The organism is Cupriavidus sp. 01T418 (genome assembly GCF_056398885.1).
In genome coordinates this window covers 243,131-262,704 of sequence record NZ_JBFTQG010000007.1, presented here as the reverse complement: position 1 = coordinate 262,704, position 19,574 = coordinate 243,131, and the positions used below count along the sequence as shown (strand labels likewise).

The window sequence follows — 19,574 nt, the reverse complement described above, 5'->3', positions numbered from 1 at the left end:
TCGATGCTCGGCTCGGATGTGTCTGGCGCGCGCTCAGTTGGCGGCCAGGTTGCGGTTCTTGACGATCCTTTCCCATCGCTGCGATTCCGTGGCGATGGCCGTGCTTAGTTGTTGCGGCGTATTGCCGACCGGCTTCATGCCTTGCGCGAGCAGCCGCGCCTGGGTGTCGGGGTCCGCCAGCACCTTGACCGTGTCCTGCTGCACCTTGGCGACGACCCTCGGGGGCGTGCCCGCCGGCATCACGAAGCCGAACCAGCCCGTTACATTTTCCAGGCCGGTGAGGCCGGCCTCCGCCACGGTCGGCACGTCGGGCAGCATGGGCGAGCGTTCGTTGCCCGTGACCGCGAGCGCGCGCAGCTTGCCGCCCTTCACGAACTGCGAGGCTGCCGCGATATTGCCCACCATCAGCTGGAGCTGTCCCGCCATCAGGTCGTTGTAGGCCAGCGATTCGCCCTTGTAGGGCACGTGGGTGATGTTGATGCCTGCCGCATCGGCGAACGCTTCACCCGCCATGTGCACCTGGCTGCCAGTGCCGGCCGAACCGAAATTGAGCTTGCCGGGCTGGGACTTCGCCAGGCTGATCAGTTCCTTCAGGTTCCTGGCAGGCAACTCGGAATTGACGACGACCAGCATCGGGCCGCTGGCCACGTTGGTGATAAAGGTGAAATCCTTGGCGCTGTATGGCAGCCGCTGGTAGATGAAGGGATTGACGGTGAACATGCTGCCCGAGGCCAGCATCATCGTATAGCCGTCGGCCGCGGACTTCGCGGTGACCTGCGCGCCCACGGCACCACCCGCGCCGAGACGGTTCTCGACCACCACGCTCTGCTTCCATATCTCGCTTAGCTTCTGGGCGATCACGCGGCCGAGCACATCCGTGCTGCCGCCGGCGGCGAACGGCACGATCAGCGTGACCGGGCGGGTCGGCCACGGATCTGCCTGCGCGGCGCCGGCCACAAGCACCGCGGTTGCGCCGAGGCAGAGCGCCAGGCAACGCCGGCGGCTCCTGGACTTCGGGAAATGGGTCATGGTGGTCTCCTTTGATGTAGTGGGAATGGCGCTGCTTCAGGCAGCGGCGCTCATCGATGCGCGCCTATGCATACAGCGAGAGCATGAAAGCCAGGCCAGTACACAAGCCGGCGCCGAGACTGATTGCGACCCAGTCCTTGCGCAGGCCGGTCCACGGCCGGAACTCGATCAGCAAGAGCCGGATCCCGCCCATCATGTGCAGCGAGAGCAGGATCACCAGGCCCCACTCGCCGGCCTTGAACAGCGGGTTGTCGGTGAGCTTCAGGAACCCGTCGAGCGCCGCCTCGCCCTGGATGGCGTGGCCGAGCGCCCAGAAATGGACCGGCAGGAAGAGCGCCAGGCCGAGCCCGGAAAGCCGGTGGATCACGAAGGCCCAATAAGCCGCATGGTTGCGCGCGCGCATATCGTTCTTCTTCATGGCATCACCACCGCGTAGACGGCGCGCAGGCCGGCGGCGGCCAGCACGGCGGAGAACAGCCAGGCCGCGGCGACCACGCTGCGCGAACGCCATGCCAGCCATTCCTCGGCGATCCGCATCAGGCCGATCGGCACGTGCACGGTGCAGGCCAGCACGAAACACGCGTAGAAGGCGCCGAAGGCCCAGTTGCCACGCGTGCGCGCCAGCACTTCCGAGCCGGAGAGTCCGCCGCGCACGGCGATCAGGATGACGATGAGATGGCCCACCACGCACAGCGCCAGCACCATGGCGCTGATGCGCTGCCAGTACCAGAGCCTGGCCTGGGTGGCAATCGGGATGGCTTTGTTCATAGCTCCCCCTTGATCGCGGCCCTGGCGACGATGCGCTTGAGCCCGGCGATGCCCGCTGTGGGCGCAAGCTGCTTGGGACAGCGCTCGGTGCAGGAGCCCTGCGTATGGCAGCTGTGGCACCCGGCGTCACCGGCAACGGCGCGCAAGCGTTCGGTGCCCACCACGTCGCGCACATCGTTGACCAGCGTCCACGCGCGATTCATCGCGGCCGGGCCTAGATAGTCGGGGCGCCAGCCGACCACATCGCAAGAGGCGTAGCAGACCCCGCAGCCGATGCACTCGATGCCGGCATCGGCGGCCTGGCGCGCGGCAGAGGCGGGCTCGACGCTGGCGAAGGGGTCGTGACGCGTGGTGGCGCCCTTGAACTGTCCTTTGGCGGCTGCCCACTTGTCGAAGAAGGCCGTCATGTCGGTGGCGAGGTCCTTGATGACGGGCAGGTTTGACAGCGGGGCGATTTCCAGCGCATTGCCCTGCACGACCTTGGCGACGTGCGTGCGGCAGCTCCAGCGGGCCTTGCCGTTGACGCTCATGGCGCATGAGCCGCACATGCCGACGCGGCAGGCAAAGCGGTAGCCGAGGTCCGGCTCAAGGTGGCGCTGGATGTAGGTCACCACGTCCAGCACCGTCTGGCTTGCGTTGCGCGGCACTTCGTAGGAGACGAATTCGCCGTCCTCATTGCCGCGCCATACTCGAACGTTGAGAGTAGTCATGGGGTCGATTGGGGGAGGGGTTTCGGTGCGCCGCTGCGATGTCTGCGGGGCTGGTCGATACGGGCAGTCCGCTCGTATTGTTCCGGATTGCACGGCAAGCAAAAAGCTAGTAATTCTCTTGTCGAGATAAAGAATTCCTTTCTCTCCCCGCGCGCGTCAGTGGCAGTCCTTGCGCGGTCGTTACCCCCGCATCGCCTTCCCGGAGCCGCCATGCCGTCCATCCGCACCCTCAAGACCTTCCTGGCTGTGGCACGGTGCGGCACGTTCGCCGCGGCGGGCAAGCAGATCGGCCTGACGCCCGCCGCGGTCGGGTTGCAGATCCGCGCGCTGGAGGAAGACCTGAACTGCCAGCTGTTCGACCGCAACGCGCGCGCGGCCATCCTCAATCCCGCGGGACGCAGCCTGGTGCCGGAACTGGAGGCGCTGGTGCAGCGATACGAGGCGCTTGCCGCCGGACGCGAGGATAGCCTCTCGGGAACGGTGGCGATCGGTGCCCTGGTGTCCGTGCTGATGGGCGCTTTCGCCGATGCCTTGTGGGCCATCAAGCAGGAGCATCCGCGCCTGGACGTGCGGCTCTTTGCCGGCCTCTCGGCGGATTTCGCGGTCAAGGTGGAGCACGGCGAGCTGGATGCGGCGGTGGTCACGCGCTCGCCGCGCCCGCTTGCCAGAAACCTGGTGTGGACCGAGCTATATACCGAGCCGATGGTGCTGATCGTGCCGCGCCACCCGCATTTCCCATTGCCCGACGAGAGCCGCGAGATCCTTGCCGAAGCCCCGTTCATCCGCTTCGAGCCGGGCACCTGGACGGGCAACCTGGTGCAGGAAGTGCTGGACCAGTGCGGCGTGACCGTGAACGAGAGCATGCAGCTGAACTCCAACGAGGCGATCATCGAACTGGTGCGGCAGGGCTTCGGCGTCTCCATCGTGCCGCAGTTGGCCAACGTCACCTGGGCCGGCGACAGCCTGTTGCGCCTCGTGCCGCTCGACGGCATCGACGTGCGGCGCCGCGTTGGCCTGCTGGAACGCTCGACGCATGCGCGCCAGGCATTTACGGATGTCATCAAGGGATACTTCCGGCAGAGCGGTGCAATTCGCGGCGGCAGGCAGCCGGAGGCCGCGCGCGACGGGCGCGCAGCCTCTTGAAGACTGAAGGACTGAAGGACTGAAGGACCAGGCGGCAGCGCCGCCGTCTCAGTCGGCGTGGATGTCCTGTTCCTTGATCAGCTTGCCCCAGCGTGCGACTTCGCCATTGAAGTAGGTGGTGAACGCAGCGCTTGCCATCGGTGCCGGCGTGAAGCCGCTGGCGATAATGCGCTCGCGCACGCCCCTCACCTCCAGCATGCTGGTCACCGAGTTGCCGACCTTGTCGATCACGGCCTGCGGCGTGCCGGCGGGCATCATCAGGCCGGTCCAGTTCTCCACGATGAGATCGGGAAAGCCGGCTTCGGCCACCGTCGGCACATCCGGCATCAGCGGATGGCGCTCACGCGTCGTCACAGCCAATGCGCGCAGCTTGCCGCCTCTCACGTTCTGCAGCGATTCCGGGAAGTTCGAGAACACCACGTCGATCTGGCCGCCGATCAGGTCGGTCATGGACGGTGTGCCGCCCTTGTAGGGCACGTGGGTGATGGTGGTCCTGGTGAGCCGCTCGAACAAGGCAAGCGCCAGGTGCGGCGGCGTGCCGTTGCCGCTGGACCCGGCCGTCAGGTGGCCTTTGCGTGCCGCTTCCGCCAGATCCTTCAGCGACTTGATCGGCGATCTGGCAGGCACGACAACCATCATCGGCGACGAGGCAATGCGCGCCACTGGCACCAGGTCCTTCTGCATATTGAAGGCCAGGCGCGGAAACAGCGTGACGTTGGACGAATGCGCCAGCGTCACCGCCAGCCAGGTGTAGCCGTCCGCGCTGGCGCGCGCCACCTGCTCGGCACCGATATTCGCATTGCCGCCGGGCTTGTTCTCCACCACCACCGGCTGCTTCCATTCCTCGGCCAGGTACTGGCCGACCTGCCGCGCCGAGATATCGGTGAGGCCTCCGGCGGCAAACGGAACGACATAGCGGACCGGCTTGGCCGGGAAGGCTGCGGGGGCGCTGGTGGCTGCGGCCGGTCCGGCCAGCAGCGCGAGCGATAGCAGCAACGAGCCGGCGATGGGCCGGAGGAAGGTGCAGTGCATGGTGTCTCCTTTGGTGGGACCGGCGCCTTCTGGCGGGCGCCGTGGATGCGGTGCGGCAGGTCAATACATTCTGTCTAGCTTGCGCAACTCCTGTTCCAGTGCTTCGGGAATATCGATGCCGTGCTCGCGCGCCTTGGCCTGCGCGTCGATGCGCCGCGCGCCGGGCAGGCGGGTGCCGCTGTCCGACAGCATGGCGGCGATCAGGGCTTCGAGGCGGGCGTGGTAAGCCGCATCGCCTGCGAAGCCGCGCGGATTGAAGGCCAGGAACAACTGGCCGATACGTGGCTGGTTGCCGGCGTCTTCGAAGAAGGAATCGGCTTCCGCGCCGAAGTGCGCGCCAGCCAGCGACACGATCAGCGTTTCCACCAGCAGGGCGAGCATCGCACCCTTGACACCGCCCGCGGGCAGCATCGAACCGCGCAGCGCGGCCTGCGCGTCGGTGGTCGGGTTGCCGTCGGCATCGAGCGCCCAGCCCGGCGGGATGGGCTTGCCTTGCCTGGCGGCCACCATGATCTTGCCGCGCGCGACTTCCGACAGCGACAGGTCGATGACCAGCGGATCGGCATCCCGGCGCGGAAACACGGCAGCGATCGGATTGGTGCCGAATAGCGGCGTGCGGCCGCCCCAGGCCGGCATCGCAGCCGGTGAGTTACCCATCGCGATGCCGATCATGCCGGCTTGCGCCACCGGATCGAGATGCAGCGCCGCCGCGCCGAAATGGTGGCTGTTGGTCACCACGCCTGCGCCGATGCCGCACGCGCGGGCGCTGGCGATGGCAGCCGAGACCGCCTGCGCGCAGGCAGGGAAGGCAAAGCCCGATTGCGCATCGATCAGCGTGGTGCCTGGCGTCTGCCGCGCGACGGTGGGCTCGGCATCCCCGTTCACGCGCTGGTGGCGCAGGTGCGCCGCATACATGGGCACGCGCGACACGCCGTGCGAGGGCAGGCCGGCGAGGTCGGCCTGCACCAGCGCGTGCGCGGTGGGGCCTGCCTGCGCTGCGCTGGCGCCTGCGTTTCTCAGCGCGCTCGCGGCAAGTCGTTCCAGTTCTTCTGCGTGAAAGGTGGTCATGCATGCACTCCCAAGGCGTCCTTTACAGCGTCCGCAATCATCATGGAAACGCGCACGTTGGCCTCATGACTGACGCCGGCGATATGCGGCGTCAGCACCAGGTTCGGCGCGTCCGCCAGGATACCGCCCGCGGCAAGCGGCTCGGTTTCGAAGACATCGAGCGCCGCGCCCGCCAGCGATCCCTCGTGCAACGCCGCGGCCAGCGCGGCCTCGTCGACCACGCCACCGCGTGCGGTATTGATCAGCACCGCACCACGCTTCATGCCACGCAAGCGCTCCGCATTGATGAGATGGCGCGTGGCGGGCACCAGCGGCACATGCAGGCTCACCGCGTCGGCGGTGGCCAGCAGCGCCTCCAGCTTCACTGGGGCCACGCTGGATTCACGCCACACCGGATGATCGTCAGGCAGTGCCGGGTCGTGCGCCACCACCTGCATGCCCAGCGCCTGCGCCAGCCGTGCGGTCAAGCGGCCGATATCGCCAAAGCCGATCAGGCCAAGCGTTTTTCCGAGCGCCTCGTGCCCATCCGACAAGCGGGCGCGCGGCCACGTTCCCGCCACCATGGCGGCGCGGCTCCGATAGGCGCCCCGCAACAGCATCAGCGCGGTCGTGACCACATACTCGGCCACCGAGCGCGCGTTGGCGCCGGTGGCCGGAATCACGCGGATGCCGCGCGCCTCGCAGGACTTGACGTCGATATTGTCCAGCCCCACCCCAAGCCGGCCGACCACCCGCAACGCGGGCGCGGCGTCGAGCAGCTCGGCATCGACCCGGGTGCGGTTGCGTACGATCAGCGCATCGGCTTGCGCCAATGCGCCGAGCAGGGCGTCGCGCTGGTCGACCCAGCCCGGCTCGTAGCGTAGCCGGACGCAAGCGTCCAGCGCCGCCACGGCATCGGCATCCATGAACTCGCAGATGCAGACCTGTCTCATCAGGCGGACTCGTGGATGCGCGTGAGCACGAACTCGCGGTGGCCCAGCGCTTCCGCGGCGGTCCAGCGGCCGTTGATGGTGGCCATCATGCATTCGAGCAGCTTGTCGCCGGTCTGGTCCAGCGTCTGTTCGCGCTGCAGCAGGCCCGAGCAGTCCACGTCCATATGCTCGCTCATCAGGCGCACGGTGCGCGGATTGGCGCACAGCTTGATCACGGGGACGATCGGGTTGCCGATGACGTTGCCCTGGCCGGTCGGGAAGAAGTGCACGACATAACCGGAGGCAGCGCACAGCGTGACCATTTCCGCCGCGGCCGAGGACGAGTCCATGAACCACAGGCCGGGGCCGGTGGGCTCTTCGGCCTTGTCCAGCACGCCGTCGACGGTGCATTTCTTGCCAATCTTCTGGATGTTGCCGAGCGCCTTTTCCTCGATGGTGGTTAGGCCGCCAGCGATATTTCCCTTGGTCGGCTGCGACTCGGACAGGTCGGTGGTCTTCCAGCGGTCGATCATGCCCTGGTAGCGGTTGAACATCTTCATGAAGTCCTGGCGCACCTTGTCGTTGGCGCAGCGCGCGGCCACGATGTGTTCGCCGCCGGTGAGTTCCGAGGTTTCGCCGAATACCAGCGTGGTCCCGAGCGGATGCAGCTTGTCGAAGGCGTTGCCCACGGTCGGGTTGGCGCCGCAGCCGGAGGTGGTATCGGACTCGCCGCACTTGGTGGAGACCCACAGGTCGCCGATCGGGCATTCCACGCGGTGCAGGGCGGTGGCGTACTGCACGAATTCCTTGGCGGCCCTGGAGGCGCGCATGATGGTGTCGTGGTCGCCGTGGCCTTCGATGCCGAAACCTACCACCGGCTTGCCGGTCCTGGCGATACCGTCCACCACCTTCTTGGTCCAGCCATCTTCGATGCCGATCACCACCACGGCCGCCACGTTGGGGTTGCTGCCCGCGCCGATCAGGGTGCGAAAGTGCAGGTCGAGGTCGGGACCGAACTGCAGGCGGCCGTACGGGTGCGGGATTGCCATGGTGCCCTTGATGGCCACTGCGACGGCCTCGGCGGCGGCGTTGGAGAGGTCGTCCAGCGGCAGGATGATGACGTGGTTGCGCACGCCGACGCGGCCGTTGTCGCGGCGATAGCCCCAAAAGGTGGTCTGGTTGTCGATGACGGACATGGATGTTCTCTCGGTGTGTTGTATGGGGGACGGGGGCGGGTGCGGCTTACCAGCGCTTGGTCTTGATGTTGTGGACGTGGGCGTGGTCGCCGGCCTTGATGGGCGCGACCACCTTGCCGATGTCGACGCCGTACTTGAAGACGGTCTGGCCCACTTCCATGTCGCGCAGCGCTACCTTGTGGCCGATCGGAATGGGCTGCTTGGCAACCACCGTGATGACCTTGTCCTCATCCATGATCCAGGCGTTCAGCTCGGTCCCGGCCTCGATCCCCTCGACCACCGCCACGGCGACCGTGTCTTTTGCATCGTGCAGCACTACATGAATCATTGCTCCTCCTTGGGTTTTGTTACGGCGCAGCATGCGATGAGCGGCAACCGATGGAACCAAGAATAGGTTCTGAATGCATCCATGTCAACTATGTCATATGTATGAGTTGCATGAGCTGATATCTGGGAGCCAATCTCTGGTACATTGCGGTCATTCAGAATAAGCACCCAGCCATGAGCAACCTAAGAGAGATCCCTCCGCCGGGCGGCGTCCTGTACAAGGACGTCAAACGGCATGCATTGCAGGCGCTGGCCGATGGCGAATGGAAGCCCGGCGAGGCGATTCCGTCGGAGAGGAAACTGGTCGAGCGCTTCGGCGTGTCGATCGGCACGCTGCGCAAGGCCATCGACGAACTGGTGGCGGAAAACCTGCTGATCCGGCATCAGGGACGGGGCACCTTCGTGGCCACGCACCGGCGCGACGACCATTTTTTCCGCTTCTTCAAGGTAGCCCACCAGGATGGCCATCGCGTCTATCCGACGATGGAGCTGGAATCGTTCCGCAAGATCAAGGCCGACAAGAGCGTGTGCGCGCTGCTGGGACTGGAGGCCGGGGCGCGGGCGTTCCAGCTGACCAATGTGCTGTCCCTGGACGAGCGGCCGGTGATGATCGATGAGATCGTGCTGCCGGAGAAGCTGTTCGCGGGGCTGACCGAGGCGCAGTTACGGGGCCGGCCCAATACGCTGTACAACTTCTACCAGGAGTCCTTTGGGGTCAATGTGATCCAGACCGAGGAGAGGCTGCGATCGGTGCTGGCGACGGAGCGGGAGCAGGCGCTGCTTGGGGTGGAACCGGGCGCGCCATTGATGCGCATCCATCGCCTGGCATTCACCTATCACCGGCAGCCGGTGGAGTGGCGGGTGTCGACGTTGAACACTGCGGAGCATGAGTTCATCGTGTCGCAGATGCCGAAGGAAGAGGCTAGCCGTTAACCGGTCCTTCCATTCGCAGCGTGCAGCAGCCTACTGACACCGTCGCGCAGTATGAGCAACCTGACCTGGCTAGCTTTGAGCCCGCGGATGAGTTACGGCCCTCAACAACCGGGGCTCATGTGCGCATCTGGCAACGCGCAAAATTGATTTTGTGCAAATTCGTCGTTTTATAATCGATTTTGCGCACTCGTAATCGAGCAGTGACTCCTAGGCCCGTCTCGAAATCGATTTTTCCGGGCAGTCGTCGAGGCTGTCGCGTCCGCGCTCCGGAATGGAACACCGGCTGCCGGAAGCGTCGTCGAGCGATACCACCCGAACAAGCCGGCCGGACATTAAACGCGTCCACGACCACGCTTGCGGTTCATTACGAACACGCAGCCGCCTCAGGTTCCCGCCGGCGCGCTCAGTGCGGCATCGCGGTGAAATCCAGCGCGTTGGTCAGATCGCCCATCGCCTTGCCCTTGTTGGCAACCAGGGCGGTGTCGCGTTGCCGCAGGCCCGGCAGGGTCGGCAGCACGAAGCGGCGGGTGATGAAGCGCAGGGCCGAGGCCGTGTCGTATTGCGTATGGTCGATGAAGCCTTTCTTCGCGTAGGGCGAGATCAGGATGGCAGGGATGCGGGTACCCGGGCCCCAGCGGTCGCCGGTCGGGACTTGCGCGTGGTCGTAGAAGCCGCCGTTTTCGTCGTAGGTGACGAGGATCAGCATGTTCTTCCACTGCGGGCTCTTCTGCAACTGCGCGATCACGCTGGCGATATGGGCGTCGCCGTCGGTTACACTCGCGTAGCCGGGGTGCTGGTTCAGGTTGCCCTGTGGCTTGTAGAACGTGACCGCCGGCAGGTTGCCGGCCGCGGCGTCCTGCAGGAACTGGCTGTCGAAGTCCTTCAGATGCGCGCTGCGGTTGGCGGCCTGCGTGACCGGATCGAAGCTTGCGTAGTAGTTGAACGGCTGGTGGTGCGCCTGGAAGTTGGGCACGGTGTTGTTGTAGATGGCGGTCGGATCCTGCGTGGCCTTGGCCCAGGCGCCGGCATACCAGGCCCAGCTGATGCCGCGTGCGTTCAGCAGGTCGCCGATGGTGGCCTGGGTCTGCGGCGGCAGCGTGGTCGCCTTGGTCGGGTCAGCGTAAAGCCCGGTGGTATCGGTGGCTGCGGGCTTGTTGCCGCTCGGCTGGTAGTCCGGCTGCATGGTGTTGACGGCGTAGAACATGCCGCTGGCGTCCTTGGGTGTCAGCGTGCTGTCGTTCTGGTACACCGCCTTGCCGGTGAGGACGGAGGTGGGATTGCCGGTGCCGGGGGTCAGGCGCACGAAGTCGCCGTTGGCATCGACATCGATTGCCGAGATCGAGCCCTTGGCGGGCGAGCCGGCGGCGTCCGCGTTCGGGTACTGCGGCGCACAGGCACAGATCAGGTACTGGTGGTTCAGGAACGAGCCGCCGAATGCGCCCATGTAGAAGTTGTCGGCGAGCACGTACTGCTGCGCGAGTTGCCACATCGCCATCTTGCTGCCGTCGTAGTAGCCCATGGACAGGCCGCCGGCATCCGAGAATGCGGCGTACTTGTCGTTCTTGCCGCCGTTGATCTGCATCTGGTTGTTGTAGAAGCGATGCACCAGGTCGCGCGTGATGACCGATTGCGAGATCTCCACGCCGCTTTCGTTGACGCCGCCGGAGGCGGCCGGTGTGTCGATCCGGAAGGGCTTGTTGGGCCAGTTGGCGGTGTTGGCCTGCGGCAGCTGGATGGCCTGTCCTGCCGCGGTAAGCCCGCCCCAGGTGGGCGGCAGCACCGGCAGCACGGAGCCATCGAAGTCTTTCTGCGGCGCGGCGGTGCCCGTCGACGTGGGGTTCACGCCGGGAACGCCATTGGCGCCCGGGAACAGGCCGTAAAGGTTGTCGAAGCCGCGGTTCTCGGCATAGATCACCACTACCGTCTTGATGTTGTCGAGGGCAAGACGCCTGGTCACGCCGTCGCGCAGGGCCTGGGCGATGTCGCCACCGCCGGCAACGGAGTCGGCGATCAGGTCGATGGCCTGGTCGATCTCCGCCTGCAGGGTCGCCTTGGTGGTCTTGTCGGTTTCCTTGTTGTGGTCGGCCAGCAGCTTGTCCTCGGTAACGCCGATGCGGGTGGCCAGTCGGGTCTTGGCCGCGTCGATGTCGCCGCCGTTGGATTCCATGAGCGCCACGAGTTCGGTCGAGATCGCGCTGATCACGCCGTTGGCGCCGGCCGGCGCGCGGAACAGCAGCGGGCTGGTCACGGCCGCGTGGCCGCCGGTGTCGTCGTTGCGGAATGCATCGCCGCCGATCTCCGCTGCGATCGCGCCCTGTCCGGACAGCGTGAAGGCGCCGTTCTTGTCGGTGTATGTGCTGGTCTCGGTACTCTCGCACTTGCCATCATTGTTGGCATCGAGGCAGACCTTGGCATGTTCGAAGTAGCTGCCGGTCACGACGCCGGAGGTGGTGACAGGCGTACCTGTGATACCGGAGTCGCTGCCGCCGCAGGCGGTCATCGCGGCCGCGGCCAGCGCGGCAAGGGGAAAGAGCCTCAGAGCCTGGCGCATGGATTTTCCTCTTCAGTTTTTTGTGCGGCGGTTTTTTTCGGACTTCTGCGCGATTCTCGCGCTGCTCCGTGTCAGATTGATGATGGCTGCCGAGCGGAAAGCCGGCACAAAGCGGCGTCTGACACACCAATGTCATGCGTGGGTGCTAGCTTTGCGGGCCACTCCTGAACCACTGCGCCTGGGCTGCCGCGCCATCCACGCCCTCGCCATGCCGCTGCCCCGCAGAGATGCCACCGCGCTCCGTCTTGCCGCCACTTCCTTGCCCACTTCCCCGATTCGCCGCCAGTGCCTTGCTGCTTGCATTCGCGCTGACATTGTCGGCCTGCGGCAAGTCCGGGCAGCAAGCGGCGGCCGCGCCCGCGTCTGCCGCATCGGCGCCGGCCGTAGTCGGGGACACGCCCGCGCGGCCAGCTTATGCCGATGCGTTCTACAACCTGATGGCGACGCGCCGGCCCTCGGTGCCGGCGATGGCGGCGCTCGGCAAGTCGCTGTTCTTCGATCCCGCGCTGTCCGCATCGGGCCGGCTCGCGTGCGCCAGTTGCCATAGCCCGGACCACGCCTATGGCCCGGGCAACGATCTTTCCGTGCAATTGGGCGGCGTCGATATGCTGCGCACCGGCGCGCGCGCGGCACCCTCGCTGCGCTATGTGCAGAATGTGCCGCCGTTCTCCGAGCACTTCCACGAAAACGACGGCAACGACAGCGAAGACCAGGGCCCGACAGGCGGCCACAACTGGGACGGGAGGGCATCTTCCACGCACGAGCAGGCCGGCATTCCGCTGCTGTCTCCCCATGAGATGGCGAACGCGGACGCTGCCGCGGTGGCGGCCCGGCTGCGCGGCGGCAAGCACGCGCAAACGTTCCGCGAGGTGTTCGGCGCCGATATCCTGGCGCGCGACGAGCCTGCCTTCCAGGCAGCGCTGATGGTGCTGGAGGTATTCCAGGAAACGCCATCCGAGTTTTACCCCTACACCAGCAAGTACGATGCGTTCCTGCGGCGGCAGGTCAAGCTGACCGCTCAGGAAGCGCGCGGCCTGCGCCTGTTCAACGATCCCGCCAAAGGCAACTGCGCGTCCTGCCATCCCAGCGCGATCAGCGCCGACGGCGTCTTTCCCGCCTTCAGCGACTTTGGCTTTATCGCGCTGGGCGTGCCGCGCAACCGCAAGCTGGCGGCCAACGCCGACCCTGCCTTCTTCGACCTGGGACTGTGCGGGCCGGATCGCACCGACCTGAAGGACCGCGCCGGATACTGCGGGCTGTTCCGCACGCCGGTGCTGCGCAACGTGGCGCAGCGCAGGACCTTCTTCCATAACGGGGCGTTGCATTCGCTCGAAGACGTGCTGCGCTTCTACGTGGAGCGCGACAGCCGGCCAGGCAAGTGGTACCCGCGCAAGGCCGATGGCGGCATCGACAAGTTCGACGACCTGCCCGCGCGCTACCGCGGCAACGTCAGTATGGAACCGCCCTTCGGCGGTGCGCCGGGCAGCAAGCCCGCCTTGTCGGCAGCGGAGATCCGCGATGTCATCGCGTTCCTGAAGACGCTCGACGATGGCTACCGGGTGCCGGCGCCGCACTGAGGCGCGGCCTTCCTTTTCCCCGATCGGTCCCCATTTCCTCCTGGCACCCTACTGTCAGGAGATGTCAGCACCACACTTCGTCGCGCGGCACGCCGCCGCCCTTCGGGATACGATAGCGGCCTGAGCGAACCAATACCGCGACTTGCGGCGGCCGTCGACGCGCCCTCCGGGGCCGGGCGGTGCCGTGGGCAGCACCCGGGCCCGGCCTGCCGCCGCGCGCGGATCGCCCCCCGCTTGCAAGCATTCAGCCAGCCACCCGCATCAAAAGGACGCAACCCATGTCATCCGGTGTCATCCGTATCCGCGGAGCCCGTCAGCACAATCTCAAGAATCTCGACCTCGACCTGCACACCGGCGAAATGACGGTGGTGACCGGGCCGTCGGGCTCGGGCAAGTCGAGCCTGGTGTTCGATACGCTGTACGCCGAAGGGCAGCGGCGCTATGTCGAGACCTTCAGCGCCTACGCGCGCCAGTTCCTGGACCGCATGGACCGGCCGCAGGTGGATCGGGTCGACGGCGTGCCGCCGGCCATCGCCATCGACCAGACCAACCCGGTGCGCAGCTCGCGCTCCACGGTGGGCACGATGACGGAGCTCAACGATCACCTGAAGCTGCTGTACGCGCGCGCCGCCGAGCTGTTCGACCGCAAGACCGCGCAGCCGGTGCGGCACGACTCGCCGGAGACCATCTATGCCGAGCTGCGGGCACGCGCCGCACAGGCGCCTGGGGGCGATCCGCGCCTGGTGGTGACCTTCCCGGTGGAATTGCCCGAAGCCACCACCGACGCCGAGATCGAGCAATGGTTGTCCGTCAGCGGCTACACGCGGGTGCAGGCGCAGCGGGTGGTGGCGTCGCCTACCGGGCTGCGCAAGGTGCTCGACGTGGTGGCAGACCGTTTCCGCCTGGGCAATACCGAGAAGGTGCGGGCCCTGGAAGCCATCGAGGCTTCGCTCAAGCGCGGCGCCGGCCGGGTCAACGTCTACGTGCTCGACGCGGCGGACGACGGCGCCCAGCCGCAGGTGTGGCGCTTTTCCACCGGCTTGCATAGCCCGGAGAGCGATATCCGCTATGCCGATCCGCAGCCGGCCCTGTTCTCCTTCAACTCCGCCTATGGCGCCTGCGAGACCTGCCGTGGCTTTGGCCGCGTGATCGGCGTTGATCTCGGGCTGGTGATCCCGGACGAACGCAAGACGCTGCGCGCCGGCGCCATCAAGCCGATGCAGACGCCGGCCTGGAAGGAGTGCCAGGACGACTTGATGCGCTACGCCGCCAAGGCGGGCATTCCCCGCGATGTGCCCTGGTCGGACCTGACCCCGGCCGAGCGCGCCTGGGTCATCGACGGTTCGCCGGACTGGAACGGCAAGTGGAATACGCACTGGTACGGCGTCAAGCGCTTTTTCGACTACCTGGAGTCGAAGGCATACAAGATGCATATCCGCGTGCTGCTGTCCAAGTACCGCAGCTATACGCCCTGCGAGACCTGTGGCGGCGCGCGCCTGAAGACCGAGGCGCTGCTGTGGCGCCTGGGCAGCAAGCCGGGTGCCGACGCCGTATGCGCGCCAGGCAAGCGCTTCCTGCCGCGCGGCGTGGAGTGGGACCGCTCGCAGCTCGAAGCGCTGCCGGGCCTGACCCTGCACGACCTGATGCTGATGCCGATCGAACGCATCCGCAGGTTCTTCGACGAACTCACGCTGCCAAGCCTGATGCTCGACGATGCGCTCAAGCTGCTGCTGGCCGAAGTACGCACGCGCCTGAAGTACCTGTGCGACGTGGGCCTGGGCTACCTGACGCTGGACCGCCAGAGCCGCACGCTGTCCKGCGGCGAGGTGCAACGCATCAACCTCACCACCGCGCTGGGGACCTCGCTGGTCAAGACGCTGTTCGTGCTCGATGAGCCCAGCATCGGCCTGCACCCGCGCGACCTGGGCCGCATCGTCGAAGCCATGCAGCGCCTGCGCGATGCCGGCAACACGCTGGTGGTGGTGGAGCATGACCCATCGGTGATGCTCGCCGCCGACCGGCTGATCGACATGGGCCCCGGCCCGGGCGAGCGCGGCGGCAACATCGTCTTCGACGGCACGCCGGCCGATATCCGCGCTTCGGGCACGCTGACCGGCGAGTATCTTGCCGGGCACCGCCAGGTCACGGATCTCTCCCGCTGGACCCCGCGCGCGGTGGACGGCGCCACGCCGCGCATCGTGCTGGAAGGCGCGAGCGAGCATAACCTGCGCGACGTCACCGTGGAGATCCCGCTGCAGCGCCTGGTGTGCGTGACCGGCGTGTCCGGCTCGGGCAAGTCCACCTTGCTGCAGGACGTGCTCTATCCCGCCATGGCGCGCCAGTTCGGCAAGTCCACGGATGCGCCCGGCGCCTTGCGCAGCCTGAGCGGCGCGGAACAGGTGGCCGATGTGGTGTTCGTCGACCAGTCGCCCATCGGCAAGACCGCGCGCTCCAACCCGGCCAGCTATGTCGGCGCCTTCGACGAGATCCGCAAGCTGTTCGCCAGGGCGCCGACGGCGTTGCAGCGCAGCTATACAGCCGGCATGTTCAGTTTCAACTCCGGCGACGGGCGTTGCCCCACCTGCGGCGGCTCGGGCTTCGAGCACGTCGAGATGCAGTTCCTGTCCGACGTCTACCTGCGCTGCCCGGATTGCGATGGCCGGCGCTACCGCGCCGAGATCCTCGAAGTGAAGATCGAACGCGCGCTGCCGGGCCAGGCACCGCGCGCGCTCAGCGTGGCCGATGTGCTGGAGCTGACCGTGAGCGAGGCAGTGGCGTACTTCGCCGGCGATGCGGCGGTGCTGCGCGTGCTGCAGCCGATCGTCGACGTGGGTCTGGAATACGTCAAGCTCGGCCAGCCGGTGCCGACGCTCTCGGGCGGCGAGGCGCAGCGCCTGAAGCTGGCCGGCTACCTGGCCGAGACCGCGCAGGCGGGCAATACGCGTATCAAGCCGATGCCGTACGAATGCAAGCTGTTCATGTTCGACGAGCCCACCACCGGGCTGCACTTCGACGATATCGCCAAGCTGATGCGCGCCTTCGGCAAGCTGCTGGACGGCGGCCATTCGCTGATCGTGATCGAGCACAACCTCGATGTGGTGCGCGCCGCCGACTGGATCATCGACCTCGGTCCCGAGGGCGGCGACGCGGGCGGTGAAGTGCTGTGCGTGGGTACGCCGGAAGACGTCAGGCGCTGCGCTCGATCGCATACCGGGAAGGCGCTGCTGCAGTACGACCGCGCAGTCGGCCATGCTTTCGTCGCGCAAGACGACGGTGTGCCGCTGCAGGCCGCCCTGCGCGCTGCCCGCGCGCGCCGTGCCATCGAGGGCGAGGATGTGGTGCGCATCGTCAACGCGCACGAGCACAACCTGAAGGCGCTCAACGTCGATATCCCGCACGGCAAGTTCAACGTCATCACCGGCGTGTCGGGTTCGGGCAAGTCCACGCTGGCCTTCGACATCCTGTTCCATGAAGGGCAGCGCCGCTACCTCGAATCGCTCAACGCCTATGCACGCTCCATCGTGCAGCCGGCGGGGCGGCCGGAGGTGGATGCGGTGTACGGCATTCCGCCCACGGTGGCCATCGAGCAGCGCCTGTCGCGCGGCGGCCGCAAGAGCACCGTGGCGACCACCTCCGAGGTCTGGCACTTCCTGCGGCTGATGTATGTGAAGCTGGGCATCCAGCACTGCATCCACGACGGTACGCCGGTGACGTCGCAAAGCCCGGAGTCGATCGCCGCGCAGTTGCTGCGCGACTACAAGGGCCAGCATGTCGGCCTGCTGGCGCCACTGGTGGTCAACCGCAAGGGCGTCTATACGGATTTGGCCAAATGGGCCAAGGCGCGTGGCAACACGCACCTGCGCGTCGACGGCGAATTCCTGCCGGTGGACCCGTGGCCGCGCCTGGATCGCTTCCGCGAGCACACCATCGAATTGCCGGTCGGCGATATCGTGGTGTCCGCGGACAACGAAGCCGCCCTGCGCGCCATGCTGGGCCGGGCGCTGGAAGCCGGCAAGGGCGTGATGCACCTGCTGGCGCCGCTCGATGGCCTGCAGCACGCGATGGGCAACGGCGGCACCGCCCGCGTCGGCACCACCACCGTGTTCTCGACCAAGCGCGCCTGCCCGGTTTGCAGCACCAGCTATCCGGAACTGGACCCGCGCCTGTTCTCCTACAACAGCAAGCACGGCTGGTGCACCAGTTGCGTCGGCACCGGCGTGACGCTCACGCGCGAGCAGCGCGCGGTCTACGACGATACCGTGATGGCCGACGACAACCGCGGACGCGAGCAGACCTTGCCGTCCGAGCAGCAAGAGCCCGACGACGTGGCCGATACGCCGTGCGCCGACTGCGGCGGCACGCGGCTGAACCCGGTGGCGCGCGCGGTAACCTTTGACGCGCATCCCATCGTGGAAGTCGCGCAGTGGACCGTCTCCGATACGCACCGCTGGGTGCAGGGGCTGCGCCTGGCCGGTCGCGAGGGCGAGATCGCGCGCGACGTGGTGAGCGAGATCCGCAGCCGCCTGCAGTTCCTGGAGGAAGTCGGCCTGGGCTACCTCAGCCTGGACCGCGCCGCGCCCAGCCTCTCCGGCGGCGAGGCGCAGCGCATCCGGCTCGCGGCCCAGCTCGGCAGCAACCTGCAAGGCGTGTGCTACGTGCTCGACGAGCCCACCATCGGCCTCCATCCGCGCGACAACCAGATCCTGCTCGACGCCCTGCGCAAGCTCGGCGAGAAGGGCAATACGCTGGTGGTGGTGGAGCACGACGAGGACACCATCCGCCGCGCCGACCACATCATCGACATCGGCCCCGGCGCCGGCAAGCGTGGCGGCACGCTGGTGGCGCAGGGCGGCGTGGCTGCGCTGTCGGCCAGCCCGGATTCGCTGACCGGGCAGTTCCTCGCCCAGCCGATCCTGCATCCGCTGCAGCCGCGCCGCGCGGTGCAGCCGGAGCACGGGAACGGCGTGCCCGTGCCCGAGCGCTGGCTGACCGTGCACGGCGCCAGGCAGCACAACCTGCGCAACGTCACCGCCAGCATCCCGCTGGGGCGGCTGGTGGCCATCACGGGTGTCAGCGGTTCAGGCAAGTCCACGCTGGCGCGCGATGTGCTGATGGCCAACCTGCTCGATGCGGTAGGCCGTTCGGTGATGGCGTCTCCGGCCACGCGGCGCGCGCGCAAGGCCGCCGGCAGTGAAGCGCCCGCGCGCTCGCAGGCCACGGCACGCGCCGAACCGCGCCGCAAGCCGGAGGTCACGCACAACTGGCTGGGCTGCGACAGCATCACCGGCTTCGAGAGCATCGACCGGGTGCTGGAGGTCGACCAGACCCCGATCGGCAAGACGCCGCGCTCCTGCCCGGCCACCTATATCGGCGTGTGGGACACCATCCGCAAGCTGTTCGCGCAGACGCTGGAAGCCAAGGCGCGCGGCTATTCCGCCTCGCGCTTCTCGTTCAACACCGGCGACGGCCGCTGCCCGGCGTGCGAAGGCCAGGGCGTGCGCACCATCGGCATGAGCTTCCTGCCGGACGTCAAGGTGCATTGCGACGTCTGCCATGGCCAGCGCTTCAATCCGGAAACGCTGGCGGTCACCTGGCGCGGCAAGAATATTGGCGACGTGCTGACGATGGAGATCGACGAGGCGGTGGAATTCTTCTCCGCCATGTCCAATATTGCGCACCCGCTGCAGCTGATGAAGGATGTGGGCCTGGGCTACCTGACGCTGGGGCAGCCATCGCCCACGCTGTCCGGCGGCGAGGCGCAGCGCATCAAGCTGGTGACCGAGCTGTCCAAGGTGCGCGACGACATCACGCGGCGCGGGCAGCAGGCGCCCCACACCTTGTATGTGCTGGATGAACCCACGGTGGGCCTGCACATGGCCGACGTGGCCAGGCTGATCCGCGTGCTGCACCGGCTGGCGGACGGCGGCCACAGCGTGGTGGTGATCGAGCACGACCTCGACGTGATCGCCGAGGCCGACTGGATCCTGGACCTGGGGCCGGAAGGCGGCGTGGCGGGCGGCGGCATCGTTGCCGCTACCGACCCGGAGGGGCTGGTGCGGGTGCGGGCCAGCCATACCGGCGCGGCGCTGGGGCCTGTCCTGGCGCGCGGCAGGCCGGCCGGCAAGGCGGCGGCCTGAGGCGTCCGGCGGCAGCGCAATATGGCCCGGGCGGCTCTCGCCTGCCGGAAGGCGAGGCCGCGGGCGGTTTTCACCTGGCGGCCCCGGTAGCTGAGACAATGACGGATTCAGCAACTGGTGGCCGCCGCCGGTCCAGCCGTTCGCCCATGTATCGGATATCGGGCGGGCAGGCCATGCGTCGCAGCCGTGTGA

General features: G+C 67.1%; 14 protein-coding genes. 4 read left to right on the top strand and 10 right to left on the bottom strand.

Going from position 1 to position 19,574, the window contains the following annotated elements; genetic code table 11:
• Positions 1-33 precede the first annotated feature (33 nt).
• The 4 genes from AC1DQ3_RS11220 to AC1DQ3_RS11205 all read right to left on the bottom strand — a co-directional run bounded on the left by AC1DQ3_RS11220 (position 34) and on the right by AC1DQ3_RS11205 (position 2,507).
• The gene (locus tag AC1DQ3_RS11220) at positions 34-1,029 is read right to left on the bottom strand and encodes a Bug family tripartite tricarboxylate transporter substrate binding protein (protein WP_477120257.1); all 996 of its coding nucleotides are present in this window, start codon (positions 1,027-1,029) and stop codon (positions 34-36) included.
• Between the two features lie 64 nt (positions 1,030-1,093).
• Complete coding sequence (gene sdhC / locus AC1DQ3_RS11215; protein ID WP_477120256.1) at positions 1,094-1,447, bottom strand: succinate dehydrogenase, cytochrome b556 subunit; 354 nt, start codon at positions 1,445-1,447, stop codon at positions 1,094-1,096.
• Positions 1,444-1,797, bottom strand: coding sequence for a succinate dehydrogenase/fumarate reductase transmembrane subunit (locus AC1DQ3_RS11210; RefSeq protein ID WP_477120255.1), 354 nt, complete (start codon positions 1,795-1,797; stop codon positions 1,444-1,446). The genes sdhC and AC1DQ3_RS11210 overlap by 4 nt, the downstream gene beginning before the upstream one ends.
• Positions 1,794-2,507, bottom strand: coding sequence for a succinate dehydrogenase/fumarate reductase iron-sulfur subunit (locus tag AC1DQ3_RS11205; protein ID WP_477120254.1), 714 nt, complete (start codon positions 2,505-2,507; stop codon positions 1,794-1,796). Before AC1DQ3_RS11205 ends, AC1DQ3_RS11210 begins: the two co-directional genes overlap by 4 nt.
• A 210-nt stretch (positions 2,508-2,717) precedes the next feature.
• Here AC1DQ3_RS11205 and AC1DQ3_RS11200 point away from each other — a divergent pair, with 210 nt between their 5' ends.
• Positions 2,718-3,650: a LysR family transcriptional regulator gene (locus AC1DQ3_RS11200; RefSeq protein ID WP_477120253.1), complete on the top strand. Its 933-nt coding sequence runs from the start codon at positions 2,718-2,720 to the stop codon at positions 3,648-3,650.
• A 48-nt stretch (positions 3,651-3,698) separates the two neighbouring features.
• Here AC1DQ3_RS11200 and AC1DQ3_RS11195 read toward each other — a convergent pair whose 3' ends face one another.
• From AC1DQ3_RS11195 to AC1DQ3_RS11175, 5 genes are read right to left on the bottom strand one after another with little or no spacing between them, the layout of a single operon-like run.
• Positions 3,699-4,682 (bottom strand): tripartite tricarboxylate transporter substrate binding protein, encoded by a 984-nt coding sequence (locus tag AC1DQ3_RS11195; protein ID WP_477120252.1) that lies wholly within the window; start codon positions 4,680-4,682, stop codon positions 3,699-3,701.
• Positions 4,683-4,742: 60 nt separating this feature from the next.
• A complete protein-coding gene (locus AC1DQ3_RS11190; protein WP_477120251.1) occupies positions 4,743-5,750 on the bottom strand; it encodes an Ldh family oxidoreductase in 1,008 nt (335 codons plus the stop codon).
• A complete protein-coding gene (locus tag AC1DQ3_RS11185) occupies positions 5,747-6,682 on the bottom strand; it encodes a hydroxyacid dehydrogenase (RefSeq protein WP_477120250.1) in 936 nt (311 codons plus the stop codon). The genes AC1DQ3_RS11190 and AC1DQ3_RS11185 overlap by 4 nt, the downstream gene beginning before the upstream one ends.
• On the bottom strand, positions 6,682-7,857 hold the full coding sequence (locus AC1DQ3_RS11180; protein ID WP_477120249.1) for a UxaA family hydrolase: 1,176 nt from the start codon (positions 7,855-7,857) through the stop codon (positions 6,682-6,684). The genes AC1DQ3_RS11185 and AC1DQ3_RS11180 overlap by 1 nt, the downstream gene beginning before the upstream one ends.
• A gap of 46 nt (positions 7,858-7,903) precedes the next feature.
• Positions 7,904-8,185, bottom strand: a complete 282-nt coding sequence (locus tag AC1DQ3_RS11175) for a UxaA family hydrolase (RefSeq protein ID WP_477120248.1) — start codon at positions 8,183-8,185, stop codon at positions 7,904-7,906.
• A gap of 173 nt (positions 8,186-8,358) precedes the next feature.
• Here AC1DQ3_RS11175 and AC1DQ3_RS11170 point away from each other — a divergent pair, with 173 nt between their 5' ends.
• Entirely contained in the window at positions 8,359-9,117 is a 759-nt protein-coding gene (locus AC1DQ3_RS11170; RefSeq protein ID WP_477120247.1) for a GntR family transcriptional regulator, read from the top strand.
• Between the two features lie 403 nt (positions 9,118-9,520).
• Here the strand turns inward: AC1DQ3_RS11170 and acpA are convergent, their stop codons facing one another.
• A complete protein-coding gene (acpA, locus tag AC1DQ3_RS11165) occupies positions 9,521-11,668 on the bottom strand; it encodes an acid phosphatase (RefSeq protein WP_477120246.1) in 2,148 nt (715 codons plus the stop codon).
• Positions 11,669-11,895: 227 nt separating this feature from the next.
• Between acpA and AC1DQ3_RS11160 the strand changes: the two genes are divergently transcribed.
• Entirely contained in the window at positions 11,896-13,245 is a 1,350-nt protein-coding gene (locus AC1DQ3_RS11160; RefSeq protein ID WP_477120245.1) for a cytochrome-c peroxidase, read from the top strand.
• Positions 13,246-13,523: 278 nt separating this feature from the next.
• Positions 13,524-19,382, top strand: a complete 5,859-nt coding sequence (gene uvrA / locus AC1DQ3_RS11155) for an excinuclease ABC subunit UvrA (protein ID WP_477120244.1) — start codon at positions 13,524-13,526, stop codon at positions 19,380-19,382.
• The last annotated feature ends 192 nt before the right edge of the window (positions 19,383-19,574 follow it).